This is a genomic window from Mesorhizobium sp. M0028 (assembly GCF_040323855.1).
Classification (GTDB): Bacteria; Pseudomonadota; Alphaproteobacteria; order Rhizobiales; family Rhizobiaceae; genus Mesorhizobium.
Window position 1 is genome coordinate 134,277 of record NZ_JAMYVG010000002.1, and the last position, 24,439, is coordinate 158,715.

Consider the following 24,439-nt stretch of genomic DNA (forward strand, 5'->3'; position numbering starts at 1 on the left):
GAGATTCAGGTGATGCCGGCCTGCAAATGGCGGCTTCCTGCGCTTCCGGTGCTCACGTACAAAAAGTACGCTCCGCTCCGGTTCTCGGAACCCGTGATTTTCGGCCCGGCGTGACCTGGATCTCAACACATCCTGGCCCTCTTCCCCCTCACCGAAACCTGAAGGCATCCGCGATATAGTCGGGGCGGGCGTTCAGCGTGGCGAAAACGTCCTCCAGGTCAGGCGCCCCCGCCAATATGCCGGACAGGACCAGCGTCGTCGCGACGCCGACGCCGTTGCCGCCGGCGATGTCGTGCTCGACGCTGTCGCCGACGCAGACCGCGTTGCCGCGCTCCGGGTTGCCCGCCAGCGCCAGCGCTGCCTCGAATATCTGCGGATAGGGCTTGCCGATGCGGGTGACGCTGCCGCCGAGGTTCTCATAGAGATCGGCCAGCCGGCCAGCGCCGAAGCAAGGCCCGACGGCAGTCAGCATGATCTTGTCGGGGTTGGTGCAGAAGCACGGCACCTGGCGCTTCGCCGCCGGACCGAGAAGCCGGCGATAATGGTCGAGGTCGTAGCGATCGCCCTCGCTGGCGGAAATCAGTACCAGTTCTGCATCGTCGCCGTCCTTGGCCAGGACGAAGGGCAGGCCGTCGACAGCCGAACGGTCATTATCGCGGCTGATCAGCAGGCATTTTGTCTGCGGGCGCAGGGTCCCCGATGCCGCCATTTCGTGGAAGGAGCGCCACGCCACCTCGCCGGAGGAGACAAAATGGTCCCAGCTTCCCGGTGCGAAGCCGAGCTTCAGCAGGCGGCGCTCATTGGGTTGCGCCCGCTTGCCGGAATTCGAGATCAGCACGATGGTCTTGCCGGCGCGCTTGAGTGCCGACAAGGCTTCGATAGCGCCTGGATAGGCGCTGGTGCCGTCGTGCAGCACACCAAATTGGTCGAGCAGGAACACCTGATAGCGCTCGGCCAGCGCGGCGATGCCGTCGAGGTGCTGAATTATCTTGGCCGTCATAAAAGCCCCGCTGCGCCTGCGCCCATCAGCGCCAGCCGCGCCGTGCCGGCGGCGGCCTCCTCCGAAAGAGCCGGCACGAGAGCGACGCCAAGCTTGCGCTGCCGGATCGCCGTCCAGGCCGGATTGGCCGCACCGCCGCCGACGCTCCTGACCGATGTAAGCCGGGGTGCGCCGAGTTCGGCAAGCCGGCGATAGCCGAGCGCTTCGATCGCCGCAACACCCTCGAACATCGCTTTCAGATAATCGGCGTCGTCGGCGGGCCGCGGCTCGAGGCGGGGCGGCAGCGCCGGATCGGCTATGGGGAAGCGTTCGCCCGGCGCCGGCAGCGGGTAATAATCGAGGCCGGTCTCTGTCGCCGGGTCGATCTTTTTGCTGAGTTCGACAATGCGGGCGACGGGGAAATGCTGGGCCAGCACCTTGCCGCCGGAGTTCGAGGCACCGCCCGCCAGGTAGGTGTTTCCCAGCCTATGGCTGTAGATGCCGAATTGCGGCGCCGAGATCGGCCGGTCGGAGAGGATCTTGATGGTCAGCGATGAGCCGAGCGCGGTGACGCCGGCGCCCGCGGCAGTCGCACCGGTCGCCAGGAACGACGCGCATCCATCGGTGGTGCCGGCGACGACAACCACGTCGCGCGGCAGGCCGAACATTTTCGCAGCGCTGGCGGTGAGCGTGCCCGTGACATCGCCCGGCCGCACGATTCGGGGCAGGAATTCCATGCGCATGCCGGTCGCCGCGATCCAGTCCGGCCAGCGCCGGGCCTCGACGTCGTAGCCGGTTTTCAGCGCGTTGTTCTCGTCACTGACATCGAAGCGGCCGGAAAACTGTCCGGCGATCCAGTCGGCCTGGTGCAGCACAGTGGCGACGCCGGGCAGGTGCTGGAAAGACAGCGCCTTGGCGAGACCGGACGTCGCCCCAAGTGCAGCGCTCGTTGCCGGTGCCGCGCCGGCTATTGCAGTCAGAATAATGTCGTCGGCGACCTTGTCGTTGTACATCAGCGGTTCGGCCAGCGGCCGCCCGGAGCCGTCGACCGGCAGCAGCGTGCCCGACGTACCGTCGACGGCGATCGAGAGCACTGCCGCGCGATCGATACATTTGAGCACTTCCGCCAACGTCGCGCCGACCGCCTCCCACCATACGGCGGGGTCGCGGCCGTTCAGCCCAAATCGCTCAAGGGCAATTGCGGAATGCGCGGCGATGGAAAAGTCCGGGCGCATTGCGACGGCGCGCGCGCCGGATGTGCCGATGTCGATGCCGATGGCAAGCGGGCCAGTTGATAGCGGACTTGACGAACGCGGCATGTCAGCTGCCTCCGGCATTGAGTTTCTGGCGATATTTTTCGGCGTCCCAGTTGATCAGTTCGTCATTCTCCGCCGCTGTCAGATAATTCAGCTTCGCAGCGACATCGACCCGCGCCGTGACGTCGGCGAGGCAGCGCTGCATGGCGTCGGCGCCGGCGCCGGCGTCGCCGCGCATCAGCACGCCAAGGCCGGGAAACAGGATCGCCACGGGTGCGGCGCCGCAGCGCTCGATCACGCGCTTCACATCCTCGTCCGGTCTCGCCACGACCGAACCCTCGCCGAGAAAGATGACGTGGTCGGGGTAGAGGCTGCCCCCTGCCGCCATGCGGCAGCATTCGGGGTCGATCGCCACCGCATGCGCCTCGACGTCGGCCGGCAGTCTGTAGCCGCTGCCGCCGGCGAGCGCCGTCAGCGCGGCAATGTCCGGCTCAGCCACCTGGCGCGGCGGCCGCGCCAAGAGCCGGGTTACGCGGCGTAGCAGCATGTCGGCCGCGGCGACGGTCTCGGCTGCAACGACCAGGCCGTGATTGCCGAGGATCAGGATGTCTACGCCTGGCCGCAAGCGCTCGGCGATGCCCTGGGCGAGCGGCAGCCCCGGCCGGCGATAAGGAACATACGCCCATTGGTGGCCATCGAGCCGCCTGGCGATCTCGGCCTCGCAATCGGCCTGCACTGCCAGCGAAATGGTCTCGACGCAGTGGACATGCAGAACGATGCGCTGCGGCATCAGCGCATGCACCGTGGTCTCGATCGACGGACGCAAGCCGCGTGGATTGAGGGCGCCGATGGCGAAGGCCTGCGGCTGTTCGGCGGCCGGGTCGCGCCGTTCGATGGCTTCAAGCAATGGCGGGATGCTGACCGGCACCATGATGTCTGCGGTAAGCGCGTCCTTCAGCCAGGTACCGGAGGCCTTGATCCAGAGCGTGTCGCCGGCTTTCAGCGAGGTATTGCCGCCGGCGGCCTGGGTCAGATGCGGGTCGCTGCCGATGACGGCCGAAAGCGACCGCAGCGCTGCCAATTCCTGCGCATCCGCACTGATCGTCATCGAAATTCCTCTACAAACCGGCCGCGTGGCCACGGCTTTGGACGGCCCGTTGCCGGGACTAAGACCGACGCTGGTATCGCAGATGCGAGTAAGTTACGTCAACAGTGATGTTATCGCGTCAAATCACGCTTGCAATCCGAGGCCCGTTGAGTAAGTTGCACCAATTGCCGTGCAAAATGGCAATGCCGTGCAAAATGGCTTGGGAGGCAAGCGCATTGGGAGGTAAGGGTTGAGCGACTCCGGCCGCCAGCGCCAGATTGTCGAGCTTTTGCGAGACCGGCCTTTCGCATCGGTGCGCGAGCTGCAGGAGCGGCTTGGCGTGTCGGCGGCGACGGTGCGGCGCGACATCGACAAGATCGACGAGGCCGGCGAAGCGCGCAAGGTCTATGGCGGCATCTCGGCGCTCGATGGCGCTTCGCAAGTCGGCGTCGCCTATGCCAGGCCCTATGACGAGAACCGCGACCTCGCCGTCGAGGCCAAGCGGCAGATCGCCGCTCTCGCCGCCACCATGGTGCGCGACGGCGACGCGGTCATCGTGCATGGCGGTTCGACCTGCTTCCATCTCGGCGTCAAGCTCGCCGACCGCAACATCCGGCTCTACACCAACTCGATGCCGCTCGCGGCCTATCTCAGCGATCACGGCCATTGCAGCCTGACCGTCGCCGGCGGCGAACTGCACCGCGAGCCGGGTATCATCCATTCGCTGACCCAGACGGTGCCGTTCTACGCCTCGAAGTTCTTTCTCGGCGCGCAAGGCATCGGCCAGGAAGGCCTTCTGGAATCGCACCCGCTGCTGGTCCGCTCGATCGTCGAGCTCAGCCTCTGCGCCGACCAGATCGTCGTGCTGGCCGACAGCCGCAAACTGTCGATCCACGCCCGCAACGTGGCGCTGCCGCTGTCGCGGATCGGTACGCTGGTCACCGATGAGGGCCTGTCCGACACCGACGCGCGCATGCTCGAAGATGCCGGCGTCATGGTGCGCATCGCCGCTTCCTCGGGAGGCGCCCAGTGAAAGTAGCCGTCCTCGATTTCGGCAAGACCAATTCGAAGCTGTTCGTCTTCGGCCAGGACGGACGCATCCTCGACGAGCGCCGCACCCAGCCGAGCTGGATCCGCAAAAACGGCTTCAGCGTGCTCGACGAGGCAACGCTGCACGACTGGGCGGCCCGCGCCATCGATGACGCCGTCGACACGCATGGCGTGGAAGGGCTGATGGTATCCGGCCATGGCTGCACCTTCGCGTTGGTCAACGACGCCGCGCTGACGCATCCGATCCTCGATTACGAGCAGGAACCGCCGGCCGAGATCGCCGCGCAAATCGATCGCCGCATTCCGGATTTTGCCGAGACCTTTTCGCCGCGCCTGCCGCTTGGCTTCAACTACGGCCGCCACATGTTGTGGCTGAAGGAGGTGGACCCCGGTGCCTTCGCCGCAGCGAAATCGATCCTCGGCTACCCCCAATACTGGAGCTGGCGCCTTGGTGGCCGGCCGGTATCGGAAGTGTCCTATCTCGGCTGCCACTCGCATTTATGGGCGCCGCGCAAACGCGATTTCAGCTCGCTGGTCGATGCCGAGGGCTGGCGCGGCCAGATGCCCGCCTTCGAGCGTGCCGGCGCGGTGATCGGCGAGCAGCGCTTCGGCCGAGCCGCGAAGCCGGTCGCCATCCATAATGGCGTCCACGACAGCAATGCCGCGCTCCATGCCTACCGCCGGCAGCAGCTCGGGCCGGTGACCGTGGTCTCGACCGGCACCTGGGTCGTCGTTCTCAACCCGGACTGTCCTCTCGACGCACTCGACGGCGAGCGCGACATGCTGGTCAACGTCGATGTCGATGGCGGCCCGGTGCCAACCATCCGCTTCATGGGCGGCCGCGAATTCGCGACGATCAGCGCCGGCTGGCAGGGCGCCATCGCGCCGTCATCGATACAGCGGGTGATCGACGCCGGCATTATGGCGCTGCCGAGCTTCGCGCCCGGCGGCCCGATGGCACACCGGCGCGGCGAACTGGTCGGGCGCACGCCCAACGCCGACGAACGCGCGGCCATGGCGCTGCTCTATGTCGCGCTGATGGTCGATTTGTGCCTCGAGCTGATCCATTCCGATAATACCGTCATCGTCGACGGCGGCCTGAACAATGGCGGGCTGCTTGCCGCGCTGCTGGCGCAAGTGCGTCCCGGGCAGGCCTTCCTGCAGGGCGCAACGCTGGAGGGCAGCGCCACCGGTGCCGCAGCACTTGCCTTCGAAAGCGTCGGACGCGAGTTTGCCACCGAGGCGCCGGAGGCGGTGCATGCGGCAAGCTTCAGCGGCCTTGCCGGCTACCGCAACGACTGGCGCGGCCTTGCCGCCGATCGGGGTGCCCCCAGAGCAGCTGCGGGAGGTGCGCGATGAGCGCCATCGCCCGGATCGAGACGGTGCGCCAGCCGGTGCTGGAGATGCGCCACATCTCGAAGACATTCGGCCCGATCCGCGCCCTGCACGATGTGTCGCTGACCGTCCATGCCGGCGAGCTGCACGCGCTGATGGGCGAGAACGGTGCCGGCAAGTCGACGCTGATGAAAGTGCTGTCCGGCGCCTACCGGCCGGATCCCGGCGGCGAGATCCTGATCGACGGCATGCCGGCCGCCACCGGCGACCCGATCAAGGCACGCGCCGCCGGCATTGCGGTCATCTACCAGGAGCTGTCGCTGGCGCCCAATCTGTCGGTGGCGCAGAACATTTTCCTCGGCAACGAGCCGCGACGGTTCGGCATCGTCGATCGCGAGCAGTGTAACCGGCGCGCCAGCGACATCATCGCGCGGCTCGGCGTGACTTTTTCGGCGCGCACCCCGGTCACCAGCCTGTCGCTCGGCGAACGCCAGTTGGTCGAAATCGCCCGCGCGCTGTCGACCAATGCGCGCATCATCGTCATGGACGAGCCGACCACGTCGCTGACCTCGCGTGAGACCGACCGGCTGTTCGAGGTGATCGCGACGCTGAAGTCGCAAGGTATTGCCATCATCTACATCAGCCACCGCATGGAAGAGGTCTACCAGCTCGCCGACCGCGTCAGCGTGCTACGCGACAGCGGCTATGTCGGCACGCTCGACCGCGCCGATCTGAACGCCTCACGCCTGGTATCGATGATGGTCGGGCGCGATCTGTCGACGTTCTACAAGAAGGATCACCGCCCGCCGGACAGCAAGCGCGCCGTCGCGCTGTCGGTGCGCGGCATGTCGGACGGCAATCTCATAAAGAATTGCTCCTTCGACCTCCACAAAGGCGAGGTGCTGGCACTGGCAGGCCTGGTCGGCTCGGGCCGCACCGAACTGGCACGGCTGATCTTCGGCGCCGACAGGCACATATCGGGCACGCTGGAGCTCGGCGGCAAACCGATATCCATCGGTTCGCCAAGCGAGGCGCTGGATGCCGGCATCGCCTACCTGACCGAGGACCGCAAGCAACTTGGCCTGTTCCTCGACATGTCGATCTCCGACAACATCAGCATGGGCGTGCTGGCAAGGGACGCGAAGGCCGGCGGTCTGCGCGACTTCACGGCCGCCGAAAGGCGCGCCGCCAAGGCGGTGTCAGACCTCTCGATCCGCACCAGCTCGGTGCAGGCCAATGCCGGCTCGCTGTCGGGTGGCAACCAGCAGAAGGTGCTGCTCGCCCGCCTGCTGGAAACAGAGCCGCAGGTCGTCATCCTCGATGAGCCGACCCGCGGCGTCGACGTCGGGGCGAAGTCGGAAATCTACCGGCTGATCGACAATCTGGCCAAGAAAGGCATCGCCATCCTGATGATCTCCAGCGAACTGCCGGAGGTGATCGGCATCGCCGACCGCGTGCTGGTGATGCGCGACGGCACCATTGCCGGCGAGGTAACGGCGTCGGAGGGCGAGCCACTGCGGCAGGAAGCGATCATGGAACTTGCAACGGGAGCGGCTCAGCGATGACCGACAAGGTGGCCGACACGATGAAAGCGGACGACCGGGCGGTGGGCAGGAGCACAAGGTGGCGCACCGCCATCGCTGCGCTCGGCATGCTGCCGATCCTGATTCTGCTGGCGGTCGGCTTCCAGTTCATCAACCCGCGCTTTTTCACCCAGACCAATCTGCTGATCGTCATGCAGCAATCGTCGATCAACATCGTGTTGGCGGCCGGCATGACCTTCGTCATCCTGACCGGCGGCATCGACCTGTCCGTCGGCTCGATCCTTGCCGCCTCGGCGATGGTGGCGGTGATGGTGTCGCTGGTGCCCGATTGGGGACTGCTGGGCGTGCCGGCGGCCATTCTCGTCGGGCTCGGCTTCGGCGTCATCAACGGCCTGCTGATCGCCTACATCAAGCTGCCGCCCTTCATCGTCACGCTGGGATCACTGACCGCCGTGCGCGGCGTCGCCCGGTTGCTTGGCCAGGACACGACGGTGTTCAACTCGGACCTGCCGTTCGACTTCATCGGCAACGGTTCGCTGTTCGGCGTTCCATGGCTGGTCATCATCGCGCTGGCGGTCGTGGTGCTGTCCTGGCTGGTGCTCAAGCGCACCGTGCTTGGCACCTGGATCTACGCCGTCGGCGGCAACGCCGAGGCCGCCAGACTGACCGGCATCAAGGTGCCGCTGGTGCTGCTCTTCGTCTACGGCGTTTCCGGCCTTCTGGCCGGCCTTGGCGGCGCCATGTCGGCGGCCCGGCTCTATGCCGCCAACGGGCTGCAGCTCGGCCAGTCCTACGAACTCGACGCCATTGCCGCGGTCATCCTCGGCGGCACCAGCTTCGTCGGCGGCGTCGGCTCGATCTGGGGCACGCTGATCGGCGGCCTGATCATCGCCGTGCTGTCAAATGGGCTCATCCTCGCCGGTGTTTCCGACATCTGGCAGTACATCATCAAGGGATTGGTCATCATCGTGGCGGTCGCCCTCGACCGTTACCGGCTCCAGGCAGGAGCAAGAACGTGATGGCCCTTAGTCGCCGGCGTCCATCGAGCCGGTTTCATGTGTAACGCACCGTGAGAGGCGCGGGCATCAGGAGGAAAATAAAACTATGAAGATCATCGCTAAACTGCTCTGCGGCGTCGCCCTTGCAGCCGCCGTCATCGCGCCGGCATCGGCCAAGGACCTGAACAAGGTCGGCATCTCGGTCGGCCTGCTCGGCAACCCGTTCTTCGTCGCCACCATCAAGGGCATCGAGGACGCGGCCAAGAAAATCAACCCGAATGTGCAGGTGACATCGGTATCGGCCGACTACGATCTCAACAAGCAGGTCTCGCAGGTCGATTCCTTCATCGCCGCCGGCGTCGACGTCATCATGCTCAATGCCGTCGATGCCAAGGCGATCGCACCGGCGGTGAAGAAGGCACAGGCGGCCGGCATCGTCGTTGCCGCTTTTGACGTTTCGGCGCCGGGCGCCGACGTCACCGTGATGACCAACAATGTCAAGGCCGGCGAAGAGGCGTGCCAGTATCTGGTCGACCATACCGGCGGCAAGGGCGACTACGTCATCCTCAACGGCCCGGCCTCGTCGTCGATCCTGGAGAGGGTCAAGGGCTGCAAGGACGTGCTGGCAAAACACCCCGACATCAAGGTCCTTTCAGACGACCAGAACGCCGAAGGCTCACGTGACGGCGGCTTGAAAGTGTTTCAGTCGCTGCTGACCCGTTTCGACAAGATCGACGCGGTGTTCGCCATCAACGATCCGACGGCGATCGGCGCCCAGCTTGCGGCCAAGCAGCTCAACCGCTCGGAGTTCATCTTCACGGCGGTCGACGGCGCGCCCGATATCGAGAAGGAACTCGCTTCCGGCACGTCGATGATCAAGGCCTCGGCCTCGCAGGATCCCTATGTGATGGCCGGCCAGTCGCTGACGATGGCGGCTGACCTGCTTGCCGGCAAGAAGCCGGCCGAGCCGACGGTGCTGCTCGACCCGAAGCTGATCACGGCCGACAATTTGAAGGATTACAAGGGCTGGACCGCAGCTCGCTAAACCTCCCAAGCGTGGTGGGGCGGTTATTACCGGCCGCACCTTTTTTGTCTGAGCAACGGATTGCCAAACACCGATTTGGACTTGGGTCCGCTACTGCTGGAATAACCGGAGACAATCATGTCGCGCATCGGAATCCACTCATTCGTCTGGTCGGCGAGCTCGACGCAGAGCGATCTCGAGCGGACGCTGGCCAACACCAGCGAAGCCGGCTTCGACCTGATCGAATTCTCCTATCTCGACCCCGCCAATGTCGACATTGACGGCTTGGCCAAGCGGATAGCCGATCTCGGCCTCGGCGTCGCGATCAGCATCGGACTGCCGGCCGACGGCGATATTTCGAGCGCCGACAAAACGATTGCGGCGCACGGCGTCGAAATCCTGAAACGTACGATCGCGCTGACTCGCGATCTCGGCGGCCAGAAGGTTGCCGGCATCCTCAGCACCAGCCACGGCTTGCAGAGCGAGGCGCCGACGCGCGACCAGTGGAACCGCAGCGCCGGCACGCTTGCCGAGGTGGCGGAGACGGCAAAGTCAGCCGGCGTCACCCTCAACCTCGAGATCGTCAACCGCTTCGAAAGCAACCTGCTCAACACCGCCGCGCAAGGCATGGCCTTTATCGAGGACAGCGGCTCCGACAACATCTTCCTGCATCTCGACACGTTCCACATGAACATCGAGGAGGCCGATGTCGGATTGGCCATCCGCAACGCCGCAAAGAAAATCGGCTATGTCCATATCGGCGAGAGCCATCGCGGCTTCCTCGGCACCGGCAATATCGATTTCGCCGGGATATTCGATGCGCTGACCGCTATCGGCTACAGCGACGACCTCAGCTTCGAATCCTTCTCGTCGGAAATCGTCGACGAGAACCTGTCGCGGAAAACCGCGATCTGGCGCAATCTGTGGACCGACAATATGGAGCTGGCCAAACATGCGCGCCGCTTCATTGCGCTCGGACTGGAGACCGCGCGGCGCAAGGCGGAGCTTGTTTCCGCAACGCACCGGCCTTGAGAACTCGCAAATTCCGAAATCTGGTTAAACCAGAGGCGCTACATTAGCCGGCAAAACGCGGCCCAAGTTCCTCGATCCGGCGGATCATCGCCTGGAAATCCTCCAATATGCGCTGGTGCAAGTGAACCGCCAGCTCCGGATATTCCTCGAGGATGCGGCGGAACATCTTGCGGCTGAGCCGCAGCACTTCCGAATCGATTTCGGCGGAGGCGCTGGTCAGCCGGTTGGTGTCGGCGATCAGCGCCAGTTCGCTGAGTATGGTGCCGGGACCGGCGGTGCCGATCGGGATGCGCTCCCCGTCGTGCTCGCGATAGAGCACGATGCGGCCGCTGACCACGATGTAGGCCGAATCAGCTTCGTCGTCCTCGCGATAAAGCTTGTGGTCGGCTTTCAGCATGGTGGTTTCGGCGCCGAAGGCGAGCAGACGCAGCTGTTCCTGCGTAAAGCCCTCGAAGAGCCTCACGGTGGACAGGATGCGGATGTCGTCATCCAGCGCCATCTAGCTATGTCCCCGAACCGTCAGTCCCACTCCTCCCTAGAGCGCCGCGCGTCCCCCGGACGCGCAAGGCGTTTCAAAAATCGGTTCCGCTCCTTGGACCCGATGCCTCCGCGAGTTCGATCCAGACCCACCTCCAGCTCAGGACCGTACCCGAAAAGCGCCCCGCCCGGATCGCTTATTTGAATAATGAAATGTTTAAGGAACCAGCTTGTAGCCGCCGCTTTCTGTCACGAGAATTTCCGCGTTGGAAGGATCCCGCTCGATCTTCTGGCGCAGCCGGTAGACGTGGGTTTCGAGCGTATGCGTGGTGACGCCGGAATTGTAGCCCCAGACTTCCTCCAGCAGCACGTCGCGGGTCACCACCTTCTGGTCGGCGCGGTAGAGATATTTGATGATCGAGGCTTCCTTTTCGGTCAGCCGCACCTTGGCGCCGCGCGGGTCGATCAGAAGCTTCTGGCTGGGCTTGAACGTGTAGGGGCCGACCGAGAAAGTGGCGTCCTCGCTCTGCTCGTGCTGGCGCAGCTGGGCGCGAATGCGGGCCAGCAGCACGGCAAAGCGGAACGGCTTGGTCACATAGTCGTTGGCGCCGGCCTCGAGACCAAGGATCGTGTCGGAATCGGTGTCGTGGCCGGTCAGCATGATGATCGGCGCCTTGTAGCCGCCCTTGCGCAATATCTTCACCGCCTCGCGGCCATCCATGTCGGGCAGGCCGACATCCATGATGAGCAGGTCGATAAGCCCGCCGCGCGCCGCGGCGACGCCTTTGGCGGCGGTCGCTTCCTGCAGGACATCGAATTCCTCATAAAGCGACAATTGCTCGACAAGGGTGCCGCGCAGGTCGTCATCGTCGTCGACGATCAGAATGGTGCGTGAAGTCATGGATCAATCCGTTGTTTTGAAAAGAGATTTCAGTTGACCGCTGCCTGTTTATGCGGAAGCTGACCGGCACAACAGCCGTTCACAGTGATTTGTTCCGTGGCACGATCATACAAGAAAAAACACGATCGCAATGCAGTCGGCGCAATTTTGCCGAAAGGGCTCACCGTGCTCACCGTGCGCGCGCGGCCCGGCCATGTCAGCCAGGGCTTTCTACAGGCCGGCAAACTCGTGTTTCCATGTGCGCTGGGGCATGGCGGCATCTCGGCCGGCAAGCGCGAGGGCGATGGCGCCACGCCGCTCGCCTCGATGCGGATATTGTCGGGATATTTTCGCGGCGACCGTTTTTCCAGCGGCCGCCGGACGCGGCTGGCGATGACGCCGATCGGCCGCGACCTCGGCTGGTGCGAAGTGCCTGGGGACCGCAACTACAACCGCCCGGTCAAAATCCCCTATGGCGCCAGCCATGAGCGGATGCAGCGGGCCGACGATCTCTACGATGCTTGCCTGGTGCTGGACTGGAACATTGTGCCGCGCCGGCGCGGGCGCGGCAGCGCCATCTTCTTCCACCTGGCGCGCCCCGGCTTCACGCCGACGCAAGGCTGCGTCGCGGTAACAGCCCGCACCATGGCATGGCTGCTGCCGCTGCTGTCGGAGCGGACGGTGGTGAGGGTGGTAAGGTAAGGGAATAGGGGAATAAGGGAGGAGGGGAATAGGGCAGTAAAAGTAGAGACAGGGGCGGGCGCGCCGCTTAGCTCCCCTACTCCCCTACTCCCCTACTCCCCTACTCCCCTACTCCTTTGCCACCCTATGTCGAGAAGGCCGAGCCGGCCGAGTTCGCGGTCCATGGCGCGTGCGATGTCCTTGCGTTCGCTACCGATGTCGCGCAGCTGGCGATCGGAGAGATCCTCGACATTCTCGTAGGGAAGATTGGCCGCGATTCTCGCGTGCCGAAGCCAGTCGAGCACGGCGCGCAGCCAGGCCGGGCGGAGGGTTACAGAGCGCAAGGCGATATCAGACATGGTGCAATCCGCTTCTCCGGACATCAAATCCGGTTTGATGTTTCTTCGATGCTCAGATCATGGCGGATTGAAATTCAAACGAGAAACGAGTAGTTTTTTCTACATCTTCAAGTTTTGTTTGATGATTGGAATGCTCGACCGAACTCTCCTCGTCTGGCACTGATGGCGCGCCTGCTGCCTGGAACCCGTGCGCTGCGGACGCTGGAGGCAGCGGCCCGGCACCTCAATTTCACCCGCGCCGCCGACGAGCTCGGCCTGACGCCGGCAGCGGTCAGCCACCAGATCAAGGAAATCGAGGATCAGCTCGGCATCATGCTGTTCACACGCACCAGCCGCACAATCCGGCTCACCGAGGCGGGTGCGGTGCTGTTCGAGGCCTCGACCGACGCGCTCGACCTGCTTGGCCGCGCGGTCTCACGGGCGCAGAAGACGGCGCGCGGATCGGCGCTGCTGAAGGTCACCCTCGATGCGCAATTCGCGACGAAGTGGCTGATGCGGCGCGTCGACGATTTTCGCAAACAGCATCCGGCAATCGAGCTGCGCTTCGATATCAGCTATGAGGTGCGCGATTTCGAACGCGACGATGTCGATGTCGGCATCCGTTTCGGCGCCGGCAAATATCCGGGGCTTCGCTCGCACCGGCTGTTCGAAAACGTCATCATTCCCGTCTGCAGTCCGGCCTTGCTGCGGTCAGGGCCGCCGCTCAAGGAGCCACGCGACCTGTTCCATCATACGCTGGCGCATATCGAGTGGTCGCGCCAGGGCGTCACCTGGCCGAACTGGAGCATGTGGATGGCGGCGGCGGGCGTCGACGATTTCGACGACAGCCGGACCATCGTGTTCGGCAATTCGACGGATGCCGTGCAGGCCGCGCTCGACGGCAACGCGGTTGCGCTCGCCGATTTCGCCATGGTGGCAAACGACCTTTCGGAAGGCCGGCTGATCCGGCCCTTTGAACTCGGCATCAAGGTCGCGCCCGAATTCGCCTATTTCCTGGTCTATCCCGAAAGTGCGGCGAACGATCCGCGCATCGTCGCCTTTCGCGATTGGCTTCTCGAGGAAGTCGCCAAGACCCCAACCTAAAGGTCAGCCTGTCGCCGCCGCGCCGAACCAGCCGATCACCGCGCCGATGAGAAGCATCACGCCGAGCCAATGGCCGACATCGATGAGCGTCAGATCCCAGCCGAAACCTTCGTAGCGATGGTTGACCGAAAGCGTCGTGGCGACGAACCCCAGCCAGAGAACGAAGCCGAAGATCACCCCGGCAAGCAGGCTCGGTTCGCCGCCGGTCACTGCGCCGATGATCAGCGACATGACCAGCGCCATGACAAGCTCCGCGACGAAGGAGACGACGAAGGGCAGCATCGACTTGCTCATCGTCGCCGGATCAAGCTTGGCGGCCTTCAGCCACGGCTTGCTCAAGCCCATATACCAGGCCGCGCCGAACAGCCACGCCACCACGGCGGCGACGATTACCGCCAGCCAATTGATTGCTGAAAAATCCATAATTCCCTCCGGTCGATTGCGCGATGGAACGCCTGTTCGGCGATGCCGTCAAGCAAGGCACCAGACGGTGGTGCGCTTGACCTCGGCGTCCTCCAGCGCGCGGGTCACCGCCACTTCGTAGACGGCAAGCGGTTCCAGCCCGGCATTCGGCAGATAGGAGCGGCCGGGATCGCCGACGAGGATGTCGGCGCCGCGCGCCTTCAACGCCGCGAACCACGGCATCAGCCTGTCGGCGAAAGCTTTGTCGTAGAAGACGTCGCCGGCCAGCACCAGATCCCAGCCCGCATCGGTGCCGATGCAGTCGCCGGCGAGGAATTCTATCTCGACGCCATTGGCCTCTGCATTGAGGCGGATCGCGGTCGCGCAGAACGGGTCGATATCGGCGGCGATCACCTCGGCAGATCCGGCCATCACTGCTGCAATGGCGACAAGGCCGGAGCCGGAGGCGAAGTCGAGCACGCGCCTGCCGCGCACCGCCGCCGGATTATCGAGGATGTAGCGGGCAAGGCCTTGGCCGCCGGCCCAGGCGAAGGCCCAGAAGGGCGGCGGCAGGCCGATTTCGGTCAGCTCATCCTCGGTCCGCTGCCACAATTCATGCGCCTCGTCGGCCAGCTGCAGGCGTATCTCCGGCACATGCGGCGGCGCCATCAGCGCCGTGTTGTCGAGGATGAATTTCTTGGCGCTGTCCGGCGTCAGCGCCGTCATGGCGCCGGCGTCAGTCCGCTCATGCGGCAGACCTCCTGCCATTCGGCAGGCGTCACCGGCTGCACGGACAGCCGCCCGAGCCGCACCAGCGCCATGTCGGCCAGCTTTGGATTGGCCTTGGCCTGTTCCAGCGTCACCGGCTTCGGCATGTCCTTGAAGGCGCGGATATCGACGCACTCCCAGCGGGGATCGTCGGTCGTGCTGTCCTGATGGGCCAGAGCGCAGATTTCGGCGATGCCGACTATGTCGAGCCCATCATTGGAATGGTAGAAAAAGCCGAGATCGCCGATCTGCATCGCCTTCATGTTGTTGCGCGCCGCATAATTGCGCACGCCGTCCCATTGCGTGCCGGCCTTGCCCTTGGCCTTGAGGTCCTCGAAGGAGAAGACCGAGGGTTCGGATTTGAACAGCCAGTAGTTCATTGTCTTGCTCCTCCTCAGGTGCCGTCGCGACTAAAAGCGCGTCGCGTTCGACCGGCGTCATGCGACGCGCTTCAGGTTCTTGTTTATGCATGTCGTTATCACAAAACCGCTGCACACTTTTGCGCGACATGCATTTAGATACCCGCCGGTTTGTTGAAGCTCCAGTTCCACTGCCGGATTTCGACGCTTTCGAACAGCCCTGCCTTGGTATAGGGATCGGCCGCCGACAGGGCTTTTGCCGCAGCCAGATCGGGCGCCTCGACAACGGCGAGAGTGCCGTTCGGCTTGCCGTCTGCGTCGAGGAACGGGCCGGCGAAGGCCAGTTTCTTGTCGCCGTTCAGCCCTTCCAGGAAGGCAAGGTGCTTAGGCCGCGTATCGAGCCGCACCTGCAGGCTTCCTGGCTTGTCCTTGCAAATCAACGCAAACAGCATCTTTCCATCTCCGCAATCGTTCGGGATTACATGTCGGTTTCGGTTTTGAGCGGCCTGGTCATCAACGCCGACACAGCCTGGTCTATGGTGACGGTGCCGTCCAGTATGGCGGCGACGGCGGCCATGATCGGCGCGTCGATCCGGCGCTCGCCGGCGATGCGGGCGGCGATCGCCGCCGTCGGCACGCCTTCAGCCAGAGGCAGGCCGGCAAGCGGCTTGCCTTGCCCGAGCGCCAGCCCATAGGCGAAATTGCGCGACTGGGCGGACGAGCAGGTGAGCAGCAGGTCGCCGAGGCCGGAAAGCCCCATCAGCGTCTCCGGCTTTGCGCCGAAGGCGGCACCGATGCGGCGCAATTCGACGAAGCCGCGCGTCACCATTGCGGCCTGGGCGCTGGCGCCGAGCCCGGCGCCGGTGACGGCACCCGCGGCGATGGCAAAGACGTTCTTCAGCGCGCCGCCGATCTCGACGCCGATTAGGTCGTCGCTCGAATAACAGCGCAGGTTTTCAGCCGAGAAACGGGCGGCAAGGTCGGCGGCCAGGGCCTCGTCACGGGCGGCGACCACGACGGCCGTCGGCAGGCCCCTGGCGACGTCGGTGGCAAAGCTTGGGCCCGACAGGGCGGCGACCGGATTTGCCGGCAGGATTTCCTCGGCAATGGACGACAGCAGCGCGCCGGTGTCGCGCTCGATGCCCTTGGCGCAGAGCACCAGCGGGACGCCTTTCGGCACATGGCTGGACGCGGCCGTCAGCATGGCGCGCAACGATTGCGCCGGCGCCACCGCCAGCACGCAGTCGGCGTCGGCGAGAGCCAGTTTGATGTCACTTGTCGCCGCGATGCCGGAATCGAGCGCGATGCCGGGCAGATAGCGCGGATTTTCGCCACGGTCGATCGCCGCCACGGTCTCCGGGTCGCGCGCATAGAGGCGGACGAAATGACCGGCGCGCAGCATGGCCAGCGCCAGCGCCGTGCCCCAGGCGCCGCCGCCGAGCACGGCGACACGCCAGCCGGTGCTGGCTTTGCGCGTCATGGCTTTGCTCGTCACGCCTTGGCCCCGCGCCGGCCAGAGCCGACCATCGGGGCCGAGACGCTGTCCAGCGGCCAGCGCGAGCGCGGCACGAAATCGGCGGCGTTTTCGCCTGATATGCCGGCGCGCAGGCGCTCGATGCCGGCCCAGGCGATCATCGCCGCATTGTCGGTGCAGAGGTTAAGCGGCGGGGCGACGAAGCTGAACCCGGCCTGCTCGCACAGCGCTTGCAATGTCGCCTTGATCGTCCGGTTGGCGGCGACGCCGCCGGCGACAACCAGCGCAGGCTCAGCCTTGTCCGGGAATTGCTGACGGAACCTGGTCAGCGCCCGCGAAACACGGTCGCCGAGCGCATCCGCCACCGCCGCCTGGAACGAGGCGCAGATATCGGCGACGTCCTGGTCGCTCAGCGGGGCAATCGCGGTTGCCGCCTGGCGCACCGCGGTCTTGAGGCCGGAGAAAGAAAAATCGGGCTGCACCGAGCCCTTCATCGGGCGCGGAAACGCAAAACGGGCCGCGTCGCCATTTGCCGCCGCCTTCTCGACATTCGGTCCGCCGGGATAGGGCAGGCCGAGCATCTTAGCCGTCTTGTCGAAGGCTTCGCCAAGCGCGTCGTCGATGGTCGTCGCCCAGCGCTGGTAGTCGCCAACGCCGCGCACGGCGACGATCTGGGTATGGCCGCCGGAGACCAGCAGCAAGAGGTAGGGAAAGTCGAGCCCGTCGGTCAGCCTGGCGGTGAGCGCGTGGCCTTCGAGATGGTTGATGGCGATCAGCGGTTTTTTGGCTGCCGCGGCGATGGCTTTTGCCGTCATCAGGCCGACGATCAGCCCGCCGACAAGACCGGGACCGGCGGTGGCAGCAATCGCATCGATGTCGGCGAGGTCGACGCCGGAATCGGCAAGTGCTGCCTCGATGATGCCGTCCAGCGCCTCGACATGGGCACGCGCGGCGATCTCCGGCACGACGCCGCCGAAAGCGGCATGCTCCTCGATCTGGCTGAGCACGATGTTCGACAGGATTTGGGGCGCGCTGCGATCGTCCAGCGCCACCACGCTGGCGGCGGTCTCGTCGCAACTCGTCTCGATGCCCAGAACGCGGATCAATTCGTCGCTGTCTCCAAGGATTGTACGGCCTGCCTTTCCCCGATAGGAGAAAGCCGGGAAGACGGACCTCGATCCTGCCGGGGGTTATCACGGACGGCGCGCCATGCAAACAACCTTGAAAATCGGAACACGCGGCAGCCCGCTGGCATTGGCGCAGGCGCATGAAACGCAGGCGCGGCTGATGACGGCGCATGGCATGCCGGCGGAAGCATTCGAGGTGGTCGTCATCTCGACCAGCGGCGACCGCATCCAGGACCGGCCGCTGTCGGAAGCCGGCGGCAAGGGCCTGTTCACCAAGGAGATCGAGGAGGCGCTGCTGGCGCGGCGCATCGACATCGCCGTGCATTCGTCGAAGGACATGCCGACGCTGTTGCCCGAGGGGCTGGAACTGGCCGCCTTCCTGCCGCGCGAGGATGCGCGCGATGCTTTCATCGGCAAGGCGGCGCGAACGATTGCCGGCCTGCCGCAAGGCGCCAGGGTCGGTTCGTCGTCGCTCAGGCGCCAGGCGCTGATCCGGCGGATGCGGCCGGACATCGACGTGGTGATGTTTCGCGGCAATGTGCAGACGCGGCTGCGCAAGCTCGACGAAGGCATCGCCGACGGCACCATCCTCGCCTATGCCGGGCTGAAGCGGCTCGGCCTCGAAGACGTCGTCACCGACCTGATGCCGCTCGACGTCTTTCCGCCGGCGCCGGGACAAGGCGCGATCTGTATCGAGAGCCGCATCGGCGACCGCGACGTGGAAGCGATGCTGACGGCGATCCACGACGTGCCGACCGGCGAGGCGCTGGCCTGCGAGCGCGCCTTCCTGGCGGCGCTCGACGGCTCCTGCCGCACGCCGATCGCCGGCCATGCGACGATATCGGGCGGAACGGTTTCCTTTGCCGGGCTGATCATCTCGCCCGATGGCACGCAGTCGCATGAGGTCAAGCTGCAAGGGCCGGCGCAGGAGGCGGCGCGCATTGGCGCGGAAGCCGCCGCGACCGTTCGGGCCAAGGCCGGCGAAACATTCTTCGACGGCTGGACCTGACATGCTCCGCGTCCTGGTGACGAGGCCCGAACCGGGCGCCTCGCGCACGGCGCGCCGGCTCGCGGATGCCGGCTTTCAGGCGATCCTGCTGCCGCTGACCGAAACGGTGGCGCTGCCGGTCGACGCCGGCGCGCTCGCCGATGCCGCCGCGGCGGTCGCGGTCACCAGCGCCAATGCCCTTCGGCATGCGCCGAAAGAAGTGATCGCGGCGCTCGCCGGCTTGCCGTGCCATGCCGTCGGCAGGAAGACAGCGGAAGCCGCCCGCGCGGCCGGGTTTCTGTCGGTCAGCGAAGGCCCGGGCAATGCCGAGGCGCTGGCCGATGGATTTGCTGGCGGTTACGCGGGGCAGACCATCGTCTATCTCTGCGGGCGCGTGCGGTTTCCGGTCTTCGAGGAGCGGCTGCAGGCGGCGGGCTTTCAGGTCCGCGCCGTCGAGACCTACGACACTCTTGCGCTGGATTATTCCGACGAGGCAGTGCTTGCGCGCCTGTCCGCCCGGCCGGTCGAGGCGGTGCTGCTCTATTCGGCCAAGGCGGCCATGGCGATGCAGGCCCTGGCTAGCCGGCCGGCGGTGCGCGGTTTTTTTGAAGAGACGCGCTTTTTCGCATTGTCGGGACGTATTGCCGCGGCCTTGGATGATGCCGCTGGCGAAAGGATCCGGATTGCGCCTGAGCCCAGCGAAGATGCCTTGCTGGGGCTTTTGCAGGCGCGGCGCTGACCGGCATCCGCCTGTTCCGGACGTTGGCATACCTCCTGCCGGCATCCTCAATTTATTCCGCAGCAGGCGCTGTCGGCGAAGCTGCCGATCTCCCCCGCAAGGGGGGAGATCGGCAGCTTGGCGGGCAGCCACCAACCTGAGACAATTGCGCTCGGGCACATTTTGTTCTTGCTTTGTGCCGGCAGCTATGCTAGAAAATCACTTATGGTGCTGATTCGCGCCGACGACCCGCCGCCGAGGCGGGTTTTTCGTTTCTGGTCCTGCATGCCGTATCCCAAACCGCTGCGGCGTTTTGCCAAAACTGAACTCCAAGCCCTAGCGTCATCACGCCGCCCCTTTTCACCGCTTGGTGATGTGCTAGACCCTTTGAACCATCCCGAAGCGAATTTTGCGGAGCCCGAGCATGGTCAAGACGCCGAAGATGCGGCATTCCAAGAGCCGCCGTGAGCCGGTGACCATCGAGCTCGAGCCCGGCGCCGTCTCGCGAGTCGCCGACGAACAGGATGCCAGCTCGCACCAGCCGGCCGCGGCGCAGACCTACGAGGCGCGGGCCGAGGAAGCGGCGAACGCATCGCAGCCGGAGCCGCCTGAGGAGCCGGTGCATGCCGACCAGACCGATCTCGAACCATGGGAACATGCCGACGCAGCCGCGCGGGCCGGCACGCAAGAGCCGACGGACGCAGGCGCCGATTCTGCCAGGGAAGCGGAAATCCCTTATCCGGCCGGTTCGGATGCGCCGGTCGGTCGCTTCACGGCTTCCGACTACAGTTTCGAAGATGCACCCAGCGGAACCGGGGCCAACGAACCGAGGATACCAGGTTCCGGCGAGAAGACAGCTGAGACGAGGGACGACCATATGGCAGCGCAGCCGAAGCGGAGCGGCATCAACGGCATCGCCGCCGGTATTGTCGGCGGCGTCATCGCGCTGGCCGCCGCCGGCGGGCTGCAATTTGCCGGCCTGCTCGGGGCGCCGGGGTCGGGCGGCGTGTCGCTCGACCCCGTCAATAGTGAGATCGCTTCGCTGAAACGCGAGGTCGCGGACCTCAGACAGGCCGACGCCAACAATGACGCATCAGCCAAGGTGGACGGGCTGTCGTCGGCGCTGGATCAGGTCAGGGCGGACGTCACGGCGCTCAAATCGGCGGTCGAGCAAGGCGGCGCCGGCGACAATGCCGGGCTGGCCGCACTTGGCGACAAGGTCCGGCAGATCGAGACGGCGGTCGCGGGCCTCGGCAAGGCCGGCGGCACGGCGCCGGTCGATCTCGAGCCGCTCAACGAAAGGCTGGCCGCGCTCGACGCGCTGGTGAAATCGGCCGGCGAGACGGCAAAGGCGCAGGAAGGCCGGCTTGCGGCGCTGGAACAGTCGGTTTCACAGCTCTCGGGCAAGGTCGATGCACAGGCTTCGCAGCCGAAGATCGCGCTGGCCATTGCCGCCTCGGCGCTCAAGGCAGCGCTCGACCGCGGTGCGCCGTTCGCGACCGAACTCGAAACCTTTGCCGCGATCTCACCCGATGCACCCGAGATCGCGACGCTGCGCGCCTATGCCGAAAAGGGCGTCCCAACGCGCGCCGAGATCGCCGCCGAAGCGGACGCCACCGCCAACGCCATGGTCGCTGCCGCGACGCCTGTCGACCAGAATGCCGGCATCCTGCAAAAGCTGCTGTCGAGCGCCGAATCGCTGGTCAAGGTCAGGCCGATCGGTGCGGTCGAGGGCGCCGGCGCCCCGGAAACCGTCGCCCGCATGGAGGTCGCCGTCAATCAGGGCGACTACGCCAAGGCGCTCAGCGAATACGAAACGCTGCCTGAAGCGGCCAAGGCCGCCGGCGCCGACTTTGCCGGCAAACTGAAAGCGCGGATGGAGGTCGAGACGCAGATCGATTCGCTCATCGCTGGCGCGATGAAGGCGTGAGGAACCCGATGATCCGCATCCTCGCCTTCCTTGCCGTCGTCTTTGCGCTCGGGCTCGGGTTCGCCTGGCTGGCCGACCGGCCGGGTGAAATGCTCGTCACCTTCAACGGCTATCAATACCAGGTCAGCCTGATGGTCGCGGCGGTGGCGATCGTTGCCGTGGTTGCCGCGGTGATGATCGTCTGGTGGCTGGTCAAGGCGCTGTGGACCAGCCCCTATACGATCTCGCGCTATTTCCGCGTGCGGCGCCGCGACCGCGGCTATCAGGCGCTGTCGACCGGCATGATCGCCGCCGGCGCCGGTGACGGCGCGCTCGCCCGCAAGAAGACCAAGGAAGCGGCAAAGCTGATCCGCTCCGACCAGGAGCCGCTGATCCAGCTGCTCGACGCGCAGGCCTCGCTGCTCGAAGGCGACCATGAGGGCGCCCGCGAAAAGTTCGAGACCATGCTCGACGATCCCGAAATGCGGCTGCTCGGCCTGCGCGGACTGTATCTCGAAGCCGAGCGGCTCGGCGACCGCAACGCAGCCCGCCACTATGCCGGCCGTGCGGCGGCGGTGGCGCCGCAGCTGGCCTGGGCGGCCGAATCGACGCTGGAAGATCTGACCGGGCGTGGCGACTGGGATGGTGCGCTGAAACTTGTCGACGCCCAGAAGTCAACGCGGCAGATCGAGCGCGACGCCGCTAACCGGCGCCGCGCTGTGCTGCTGACCGCCAAGGCGCAGGCGCTGATCGACAGCGATGCCAATGCCGCCCGGACGGCGGCTCTCGAAGCCAACCGGCTGCGGCCGGATTTCGCGCCGGCGGCGGTCGCCGCGGCGAAATTGCTGTTTCGGCTGAACGACGTGCGCAAGGGCTCGAAAATCCTCGAGGCGGCGTGGAAGGCCGAGCCGCACCCGGAGATCGCCGAGCTCTACACCCATGCCAGGCCCGGCGATGCCGTGCTCGACCGGCTGAACCGGGCAAAGAAGCTGCAGGACCTGAAGAAGAACCATGCCGAGGCCTCGCTTGCCGTGGCGCGCGCCGCGCTCGATGCACAGGATTTTTCAACCGCCCGCCGCGAGGCGGAAGCCGCCATCCGCATCGATCGCCGCGAAGGCGCCTATCTGCTGCTGGCCGATATCGAGGAGGCCGAGACCGGCGACCAAGGCAAGGTGCGGCAGCTGCTGTCGAAAGCGGTGAGAGCGCCGCGCGACCCTGCCTGGGTCGCCGACGGCGTCGTCTCCGACCGCTGGGCTCCGGTATCGCCGATCACCGGCAGGCTCGATGCATTCGAATGGCGAGCGCCGATGGAGCGGCTCGGCCAGTTGATCGACAGCGATGAGGATACGCAGGAGGCATCGGTGCCGGCAATTGCGGCTTCAGCCAAGCCGGTACAGGAAACAGCCGAGGCGATCGAGCACACAGCGGTTGCTGCCGAGACACCGGGCACCGCGACCGAAGCAAAGACCGAAAACCGTGCCGGCGAGGATCATGTGACACCGGTCGCCGCGGCGGCGTTTGCCGCGGTGCCGGACGATGCCGAAGCCGTCGAGCCGGCGCAGGAGTTGACGCGGCTGCCCGACGACCCCGGCGTCGACCCCGACGACGAGGCGGGTAAATCGACGCGCCGGTTTCGTTTGTTCTGATCCGGGTCGAGTGGACCCGGTCTTATTGGGAATGATTTGATGTTCGAACGCGTTCTGTCGTTTCTAAGGGACCTGCCGTCCGGTAGTGGCGCCAGCGCCAGCGCCGACGATCCGCGCGTTGCCGCATCCGCCCTCCTTTTCCACGTGATGAACGCCGACGGCGTGCGCCAGGATACCGAATGGGAACGGTTCAAGAAGGTGCTGGCGGAAAGCTATTCTATCAGCGGCGACGAACTCGATGCGTTGGCGGCTGCCGGCGAGCGGGCCGACAATGAGGCGATCGACCTTTACGCCTTTACCAGCGTGCTCAAGCGCCATCTCGACGCCGAGGCGCGAAAGGCCTTTATCGGCCTGATGTGGGAGATCGTCTATGCCGATGGCGAGCTGCACGAACTCGAGGACAATACCGTCTGGCGGGTCGCCGAGCTGATCGGCGTCGAACGCCGCGACCGCGTCGAGGCGCGCCTCAAGGCGGCGGCCGCGGCTCCTGGTGCTGCCGGAACGTCAAGCGACGAATAGACAGGATCCCGCCTTTCAATGCCGCCCAAGCCAAGCCCGAGACCAAAGATCCTGATCGTGCTGCATCAGGAGCAATCGAGCTCGGGACGGGTCGGCCATATGCTTATCGAGGAAGGCTTCGATCTCGACATCCGCCGCCCGCCGCTCGGCGAGGCCTTGCCGCAGACGCTTGATGGCCATGCCGGCGCCGTGGTGTTCGGCGGGCCGATGAGCGCCAATGACGGCGACGAGTTCGTCCGCCGCGAGACCGACTGGCTCAAAATTCCACTCAACGAGAACCGGCCGCTGCTTGGCATCTGCCTCGGCGCGCAAATGCTGGTCAAGCATCTCGGCGGCAGGGTCGAGGGCCATGGCGAGGGCCTCGTCGAAATCGGCTGGTATCCGCTAAAGGCGACTGAAGCAGGCAGCAGGCTGATGCATTGGCCGGAGATGGTCTATCAGTTCCATCGTGAGGGCTTTTCGCTGCCGAAGGACGCGACGCTTTTGGCGACGGCCGAAACCTACCCCAACCAGGCCTTCCGCTATGGCGACAATGCCTGGGGCATCCAGTTCCATGGCGAATTGACCCGGGCGATGATGCAGCGCTGGGTGGTGCGCGGCGCCCATCGCTTCGAATTGCCCGGCGCGCAGCCCGGCCGCGACCATCTCGGTGGCCGGCTGATCTGGGACATGCACCTCAAGCGCTGGCTCGGCGAGTTCCTGCCCATGATTTTTGGCAAGCCGGCGCTGCGGTGAAGTCGGTGC

The 24,439-nt window shown here is 65.4% G+C and carries 27 protein-coding genes; 15 read left to right on the forward strand and 12 right to left on the reverse strand.

Annotated features, from left to right (window positions below):
* Nucleotides 1–148: 148 nt before the first annotated feature.
* Genes NKJ93_RS05670 through NKJ93_RS05680 form a run of 3 tightly spaced genes read right to left on the reverse strand, consistent with a single transcriptional unit; the run spans nt 149 to nt 3,343 of the window.
* Nucleotides 149–1,000: a TIGR01459 family HAD-type hydrolase gene (locus NKJ93_RS05670; protein ID WP_352481023.1), complete on the reverse strand. Its 852-nt coding sequence runs from the start codon at nt 998–1,000 to the stop codon at nt 149–151.
* A complete protein-coding gene (locus NKJ93_RS05675) occupies nt 997–2,298 on the reverse strand; it encodes an FGGY-family carbohydrate kinase (protein ID WP_352588079.1) in 1,302 nt (433 codons plus the stop codon). Before NKJ93_RS05675 ends, NKJ93_RS05670 begins: the two co-directional genes overlap by 4 nt.
* Nucleotide 2,299: 1 nt before the next feature.
* On the reverse strand, nt 2,300–3,343 hold the full coding sequence (locus NKJ93_RS05680; protein WP_352588082.1) for a class II aldolase/adducin family protein: 1,044 nt from the start codon (nt 3,341–3,343) through the stop codon (nt 2,300–2,302).
* A gap of 229 nt (nt 3,344–3,572) precedes the next feature.
* Between NKJ93_RS05680 and NKJ93_RS05685 the strand changes: the two genes are divergently transcribed.
* The 6 genes from NKJ93_RS05685 to NKJ93_RS05710 all read left to right on the forward strand — a co-directional run bounded on the left by NKJ93_RS05685 (nt 3,573) and on the right by NKJ93_RS05710 (nt 10,305).
* Entirely contained in the window at nt 3,573–4,355 is a 783-nt protein-coding gene (locus NKJ93_RS05685) for a DeoR/GlpR family DNA-binding transcription regulator (RefSeq protein ID WP_023721392.1), read from the forward strand.
* The gene (locus NKJ93_RS05690) at nt 4,352–5,731 is read left to right on the forward strand and encodes an FGGY-family carbohydrate kinase (protein ID WP_352588085.1); all 1,380 of its coding nucleotides are present in this window, start codon (nt 4,352–4,354) and stop codon (nt 5,729–5,731) included. Before NKJ93_RS05685 ends, NKJ93_RS05690 begins: the two co-directional genes overlap by 4 nt.
* Nucleotides 5,728–7,272 carry a sugar ABC transporter ATP-binding protein gene (locus NKJ93_RS05695; RefSeq protein WP_352494077.1) on the forward strand — a complete coding sequence of 515 codons (1,545 nt, stop codon included), beginning with the start codon at nt 5,728–5,730 and terminating at the stop codon, nt 7,270–7,272. Before NKJ93_RS05690 ends, NKJ93_RS05695 begins: the two co-directional genes overlap by 4 nt.
* 20 nt (nt 7,273–7,292) lie before the next feature.
* A complete protein-coding gene (locus tag NKJ93_RS05700; RefSeq protein ID WP_502896313.1) occupies nt 7,293–8,270 on the forward strand; it encodes an ABC transporter permease subunit in 978 nt (325 codons plus the stop codon).
* Between the two features lie 85 nt (nt 8,271–8,355).
* A complete protein-coding gene (locus NKJ93_RS05705; protein WP_023721388.1) occupies nt 8,356–9,294 on the forward strand; it encodes an ABC transporter substrate-binding protein in 939 nt (312 codons plus the stop codon).
* Nucleotides 9,295–9,411: 117 nt separating this feature from the next.
* The gene (locus NKJ93_RS05710) at nt 9,412–10,305 is read left to right on the forward strand and encodes a sugar phosphate isomerase/epimerase family protein (protein WP_352494078.1); all 894 of its coding nucleotides are present in this window, start codon (nt 9,412–9,414) and stop codon (nt 10,303–10,305) included.
* Nucleotides 10,306–10,348: 43 nt separating this feature from the next.
* Here the strand turns inward: NKJ93_RS05710 and NKJ93_RS05715 are convergent, their stop codons facing one another.
* The gene (locus NKJ93_RS05715; RefSeq protein ID WP_023680480.1) at nt 10,349–10,804 is read right to left on the reverse strand and encodes a Crp/Fnr family transcriptional regulator; all 456 of its coding nucleotides are present in this window, start codon (nt 10,802–10,804) and stop codon (nt 10,349–10,351) included.
* A gap of 195 nt (nt 10,805–10,999) precedes the next feature.
* Nucleotides 11,000–11,683 (reverse strand): response regulator transcription factor, encoded by a 684-nt coding sequence (locus tag NKJ93_RS05720; RefSeq protein ID WP_023721386.1) that lies wholly within the window; start codon nt 11,681–11,683, stop codon nt 11,000–11,002.
* Between the two features lie 144 nt (nt 11,684–11,827).
* Here NKJ93_RS05720 and NKJ93_RS05725 point away from each other — a divergent pair, with 144 nt between their 5' ends.
* Nucleotides 11,828–12,364 (forward strand): L,D-transpeptidase family protein, encoded by a 537-nt coding sequence (locus tag NKJ93_RS05725; protein WP_352588410.1) that lies wholly within the window; start codon nt 11,828–11,830, stop codon nt 12,362–12,364.
* Nucleotides 12,365–12,456: 92 nt separating this feature from the next.
* Here the strand turns inward: NKJ93_RS05725 and NKJ93_RS05730 are convergent, their stop codons facing one another.
* Nucleotides 12,457–12,702 (reverse strand): hypothetical protein, encoded by a 246-nt coding sequence (locus NKJ93_RS05730; RefSeq protein WP_023721384.1) that lies wholly within the window; start codon nt 12,700–12,702, stop codon nt 12,457–12,459.
* Nucleotides 12,703–12,864: 162 nt separating this feature from the next.
* Here NKJ93_RS05730 and gcvA point away from each other — a divergent pair, with 162 nt between their 5' ends.
* Complete coding sequence (gene gcvA, locus NKJ93_RS05735; protein WP_352588088.1) at nt 12,865–13,785, forward strand: transcriptional regulator GcvA; 921 nt, start codon at nt 12,865–12,867, stop codon at nt 13,783–13,785.
* A 3-nt stretch (nt 13,786–13,788) separates the two neighbouring features.
* Here the strand turns inward: gcvA and NKJ93_RS05740 are convergent, their stop codons facing one another.
* From NKJ93_RS05740 to tsaD, 6 genes are all read right to left on the reverse strand, one after another.
* Nucleotides 13,789–14,208 carry a DUF1761 domain-containing protein gene (locus tag NKJ93_RS05740; protein WP_023721382.1) on the reverse strand — a complete coding sequence of 140 codons (420 nt, stop codon included), beginning with the start codon at nt 14,206–14,208 and terminating at the stop codon, nt 13,789–13,791.
* A gap of 48 nt (nt 14,209–14,256) precedes the next feature.
* Complete coding sequence (locus tag NKJ93_RS05745) at nt 14,257–14,913, reverse strand: class I SAM-dependent methyltransferase (protein WP_352588413.1); 657 nt, start codon at nt 14,911–14,913, stop codon at nt 14,257–14,259.
* Complete coding sequence (locus NKJ93_RS05750) at nt 14,910–15,335, reverse strand: EVE domain-containing protein (protein ID WP_352494080.1); 426 nt, start codon at nt 15,333–15,335, stop codon at nt 14,910–14,912. The genes NKJ93_RS05745 and NKJ93_RS05750 overlap by 4 nt, the downstream gene beginning before the upstream one ends.
* A gap of 134 nt (nt 15,336–15,469) precedes the next feature.
* Complete coding sequence (locus NKJ93_RS05755) at nt 15,470–15,766, reverse strand: YciI-like protein (protein ID WP_023721379.1); 297 nt, start codon at nt 15,764–15,766, stop codon at nt 15,470–15,472.
* Between the two features lie 26 nt (nt 15,767–15,792).
* The gene (locus NKJ93_RS05760) at nt 15,793–16,794 is read right to left on the reverse strand and encodes an NAD(P)H-dependent glycerol-3-phosphate dehydrogenase (protein ID WP_352588091.1); all 1,002 of its coding nucleotides are present in this window, start codon (nt 16,792–16,794) and stop codon (nt 15,793–15,795) included.
* 11 nt (nt 16,795–16,805) lie between these two features.
* Nucleotides 16,806–17,891 (reverse strand): tRNA (adenosine(37)-N6)-threonylcarbamoyltransferase complex transferase subunit TsaD, encoded by a 1,086-nt coding sequence (gene tsaD, locus NKJ93_RS05765; RefSeq protein ID WP_352588416.1) that lies wholly within the window; start codon nt 17,889–17,891, stop codon nt 16,806–16,808.
* A 106-nt stretch (nt 17,892–17,997) separates the two neighbouring features.
* Here tsaD and hemC point away from each other — a divergent pair, with 106 nt between their 5' ends.
* From hemC to NKJ93_RS05800, 7 genes are all read left to right on the forward strand, one after another.
* Nucleotides 17,998–18,924, forward strand: a complete 927-nt coding sequence (hemC, locus tag NKJ93_RS05770) for a hydroxymethylbilane synthase (RefSeq protein ID WP_352588094.1) — start codon at nt 17,998–18,000, stop codon at nt 18,922–18,924.
* 1 nt (nt 18,925) lies between these two features.
* Nucleotides 18,926–19,642: a uroporphyrinogen-III synthase gene (locus NKJ93_RS05775; RefSeq protein WP_352588097.1), complete on the forward strand. Its 717-nt coding sequence runs from the start codon at nt 18,926–18,928 to the stop codon at nt 19,640–19,642.
* A gap of 117 nt (nt 19,643–19,759) precedes the next feature.
* Nucleotides 19,760–20,089 carry a hypothetical protein gene (locus NKJ93_RS05780; protein WP_352588100.1) on the forward strand — a complete coding sequence of 110 codons (330 nt, stop codon included), beginning with the start codon at nt 19,760–19,762 and terminating at the stop codon, nt 20,087–20,089.
* On the forward strand, nt 20,046–21,551 hold the full coding sequence (locus NKJ93_RS05785) for a COG4223 family protein (protein ID WP_352588103.1): 1,506 nt from the start codon (nt 20,046–20,048) through the stop codon (nt 21,549–21,551). The genes NKJ93_RS05780 and NKJ93_RS05785 overlap by 44 nt, the downstream gene beginning before the upstream one ends.
* An 8-nt stretch (nt 21,552–21,559) precedes the next feature.
* A complete protein-coding gene (locus NKJ93_RS05790) occupies nt 21,560–23,176 on the forward strand; it encodes a heme biosynthesis protein HemY (protein WP_023721373.1) in 1,617 nt (538 codons plus the stop codon).
* 39 nt (nt 23,177–23,215) lie between these two features.
* Nucleotides 23,216–23,695 (forward strand): tellurite resistance TerB family protein, encoded by a 480-nt coding sequence (locus NKJ93_RS05795; protein ID WP_352481012.1) that lies wholly within the window; start codon nt 23,216–23,218, stop codon nt 23,693–23,695.
* Nucleotides 23,696–23,713: 18 nt separating this feature from the next.
* Nucleotides 23,714–24,430 (forward strand): glutamine amidotransferase, encoded by a 717-nt coding sequence (locus NKJ93_RS05800; protein WP_352588106.1) that lies wholly within the window; start codon nt 23,714–23,716, stop codon nt 24,428–24,430.
* The last annotated feature ends 9 nt before the right edge of the window (nt 24,431–24,439 follow it).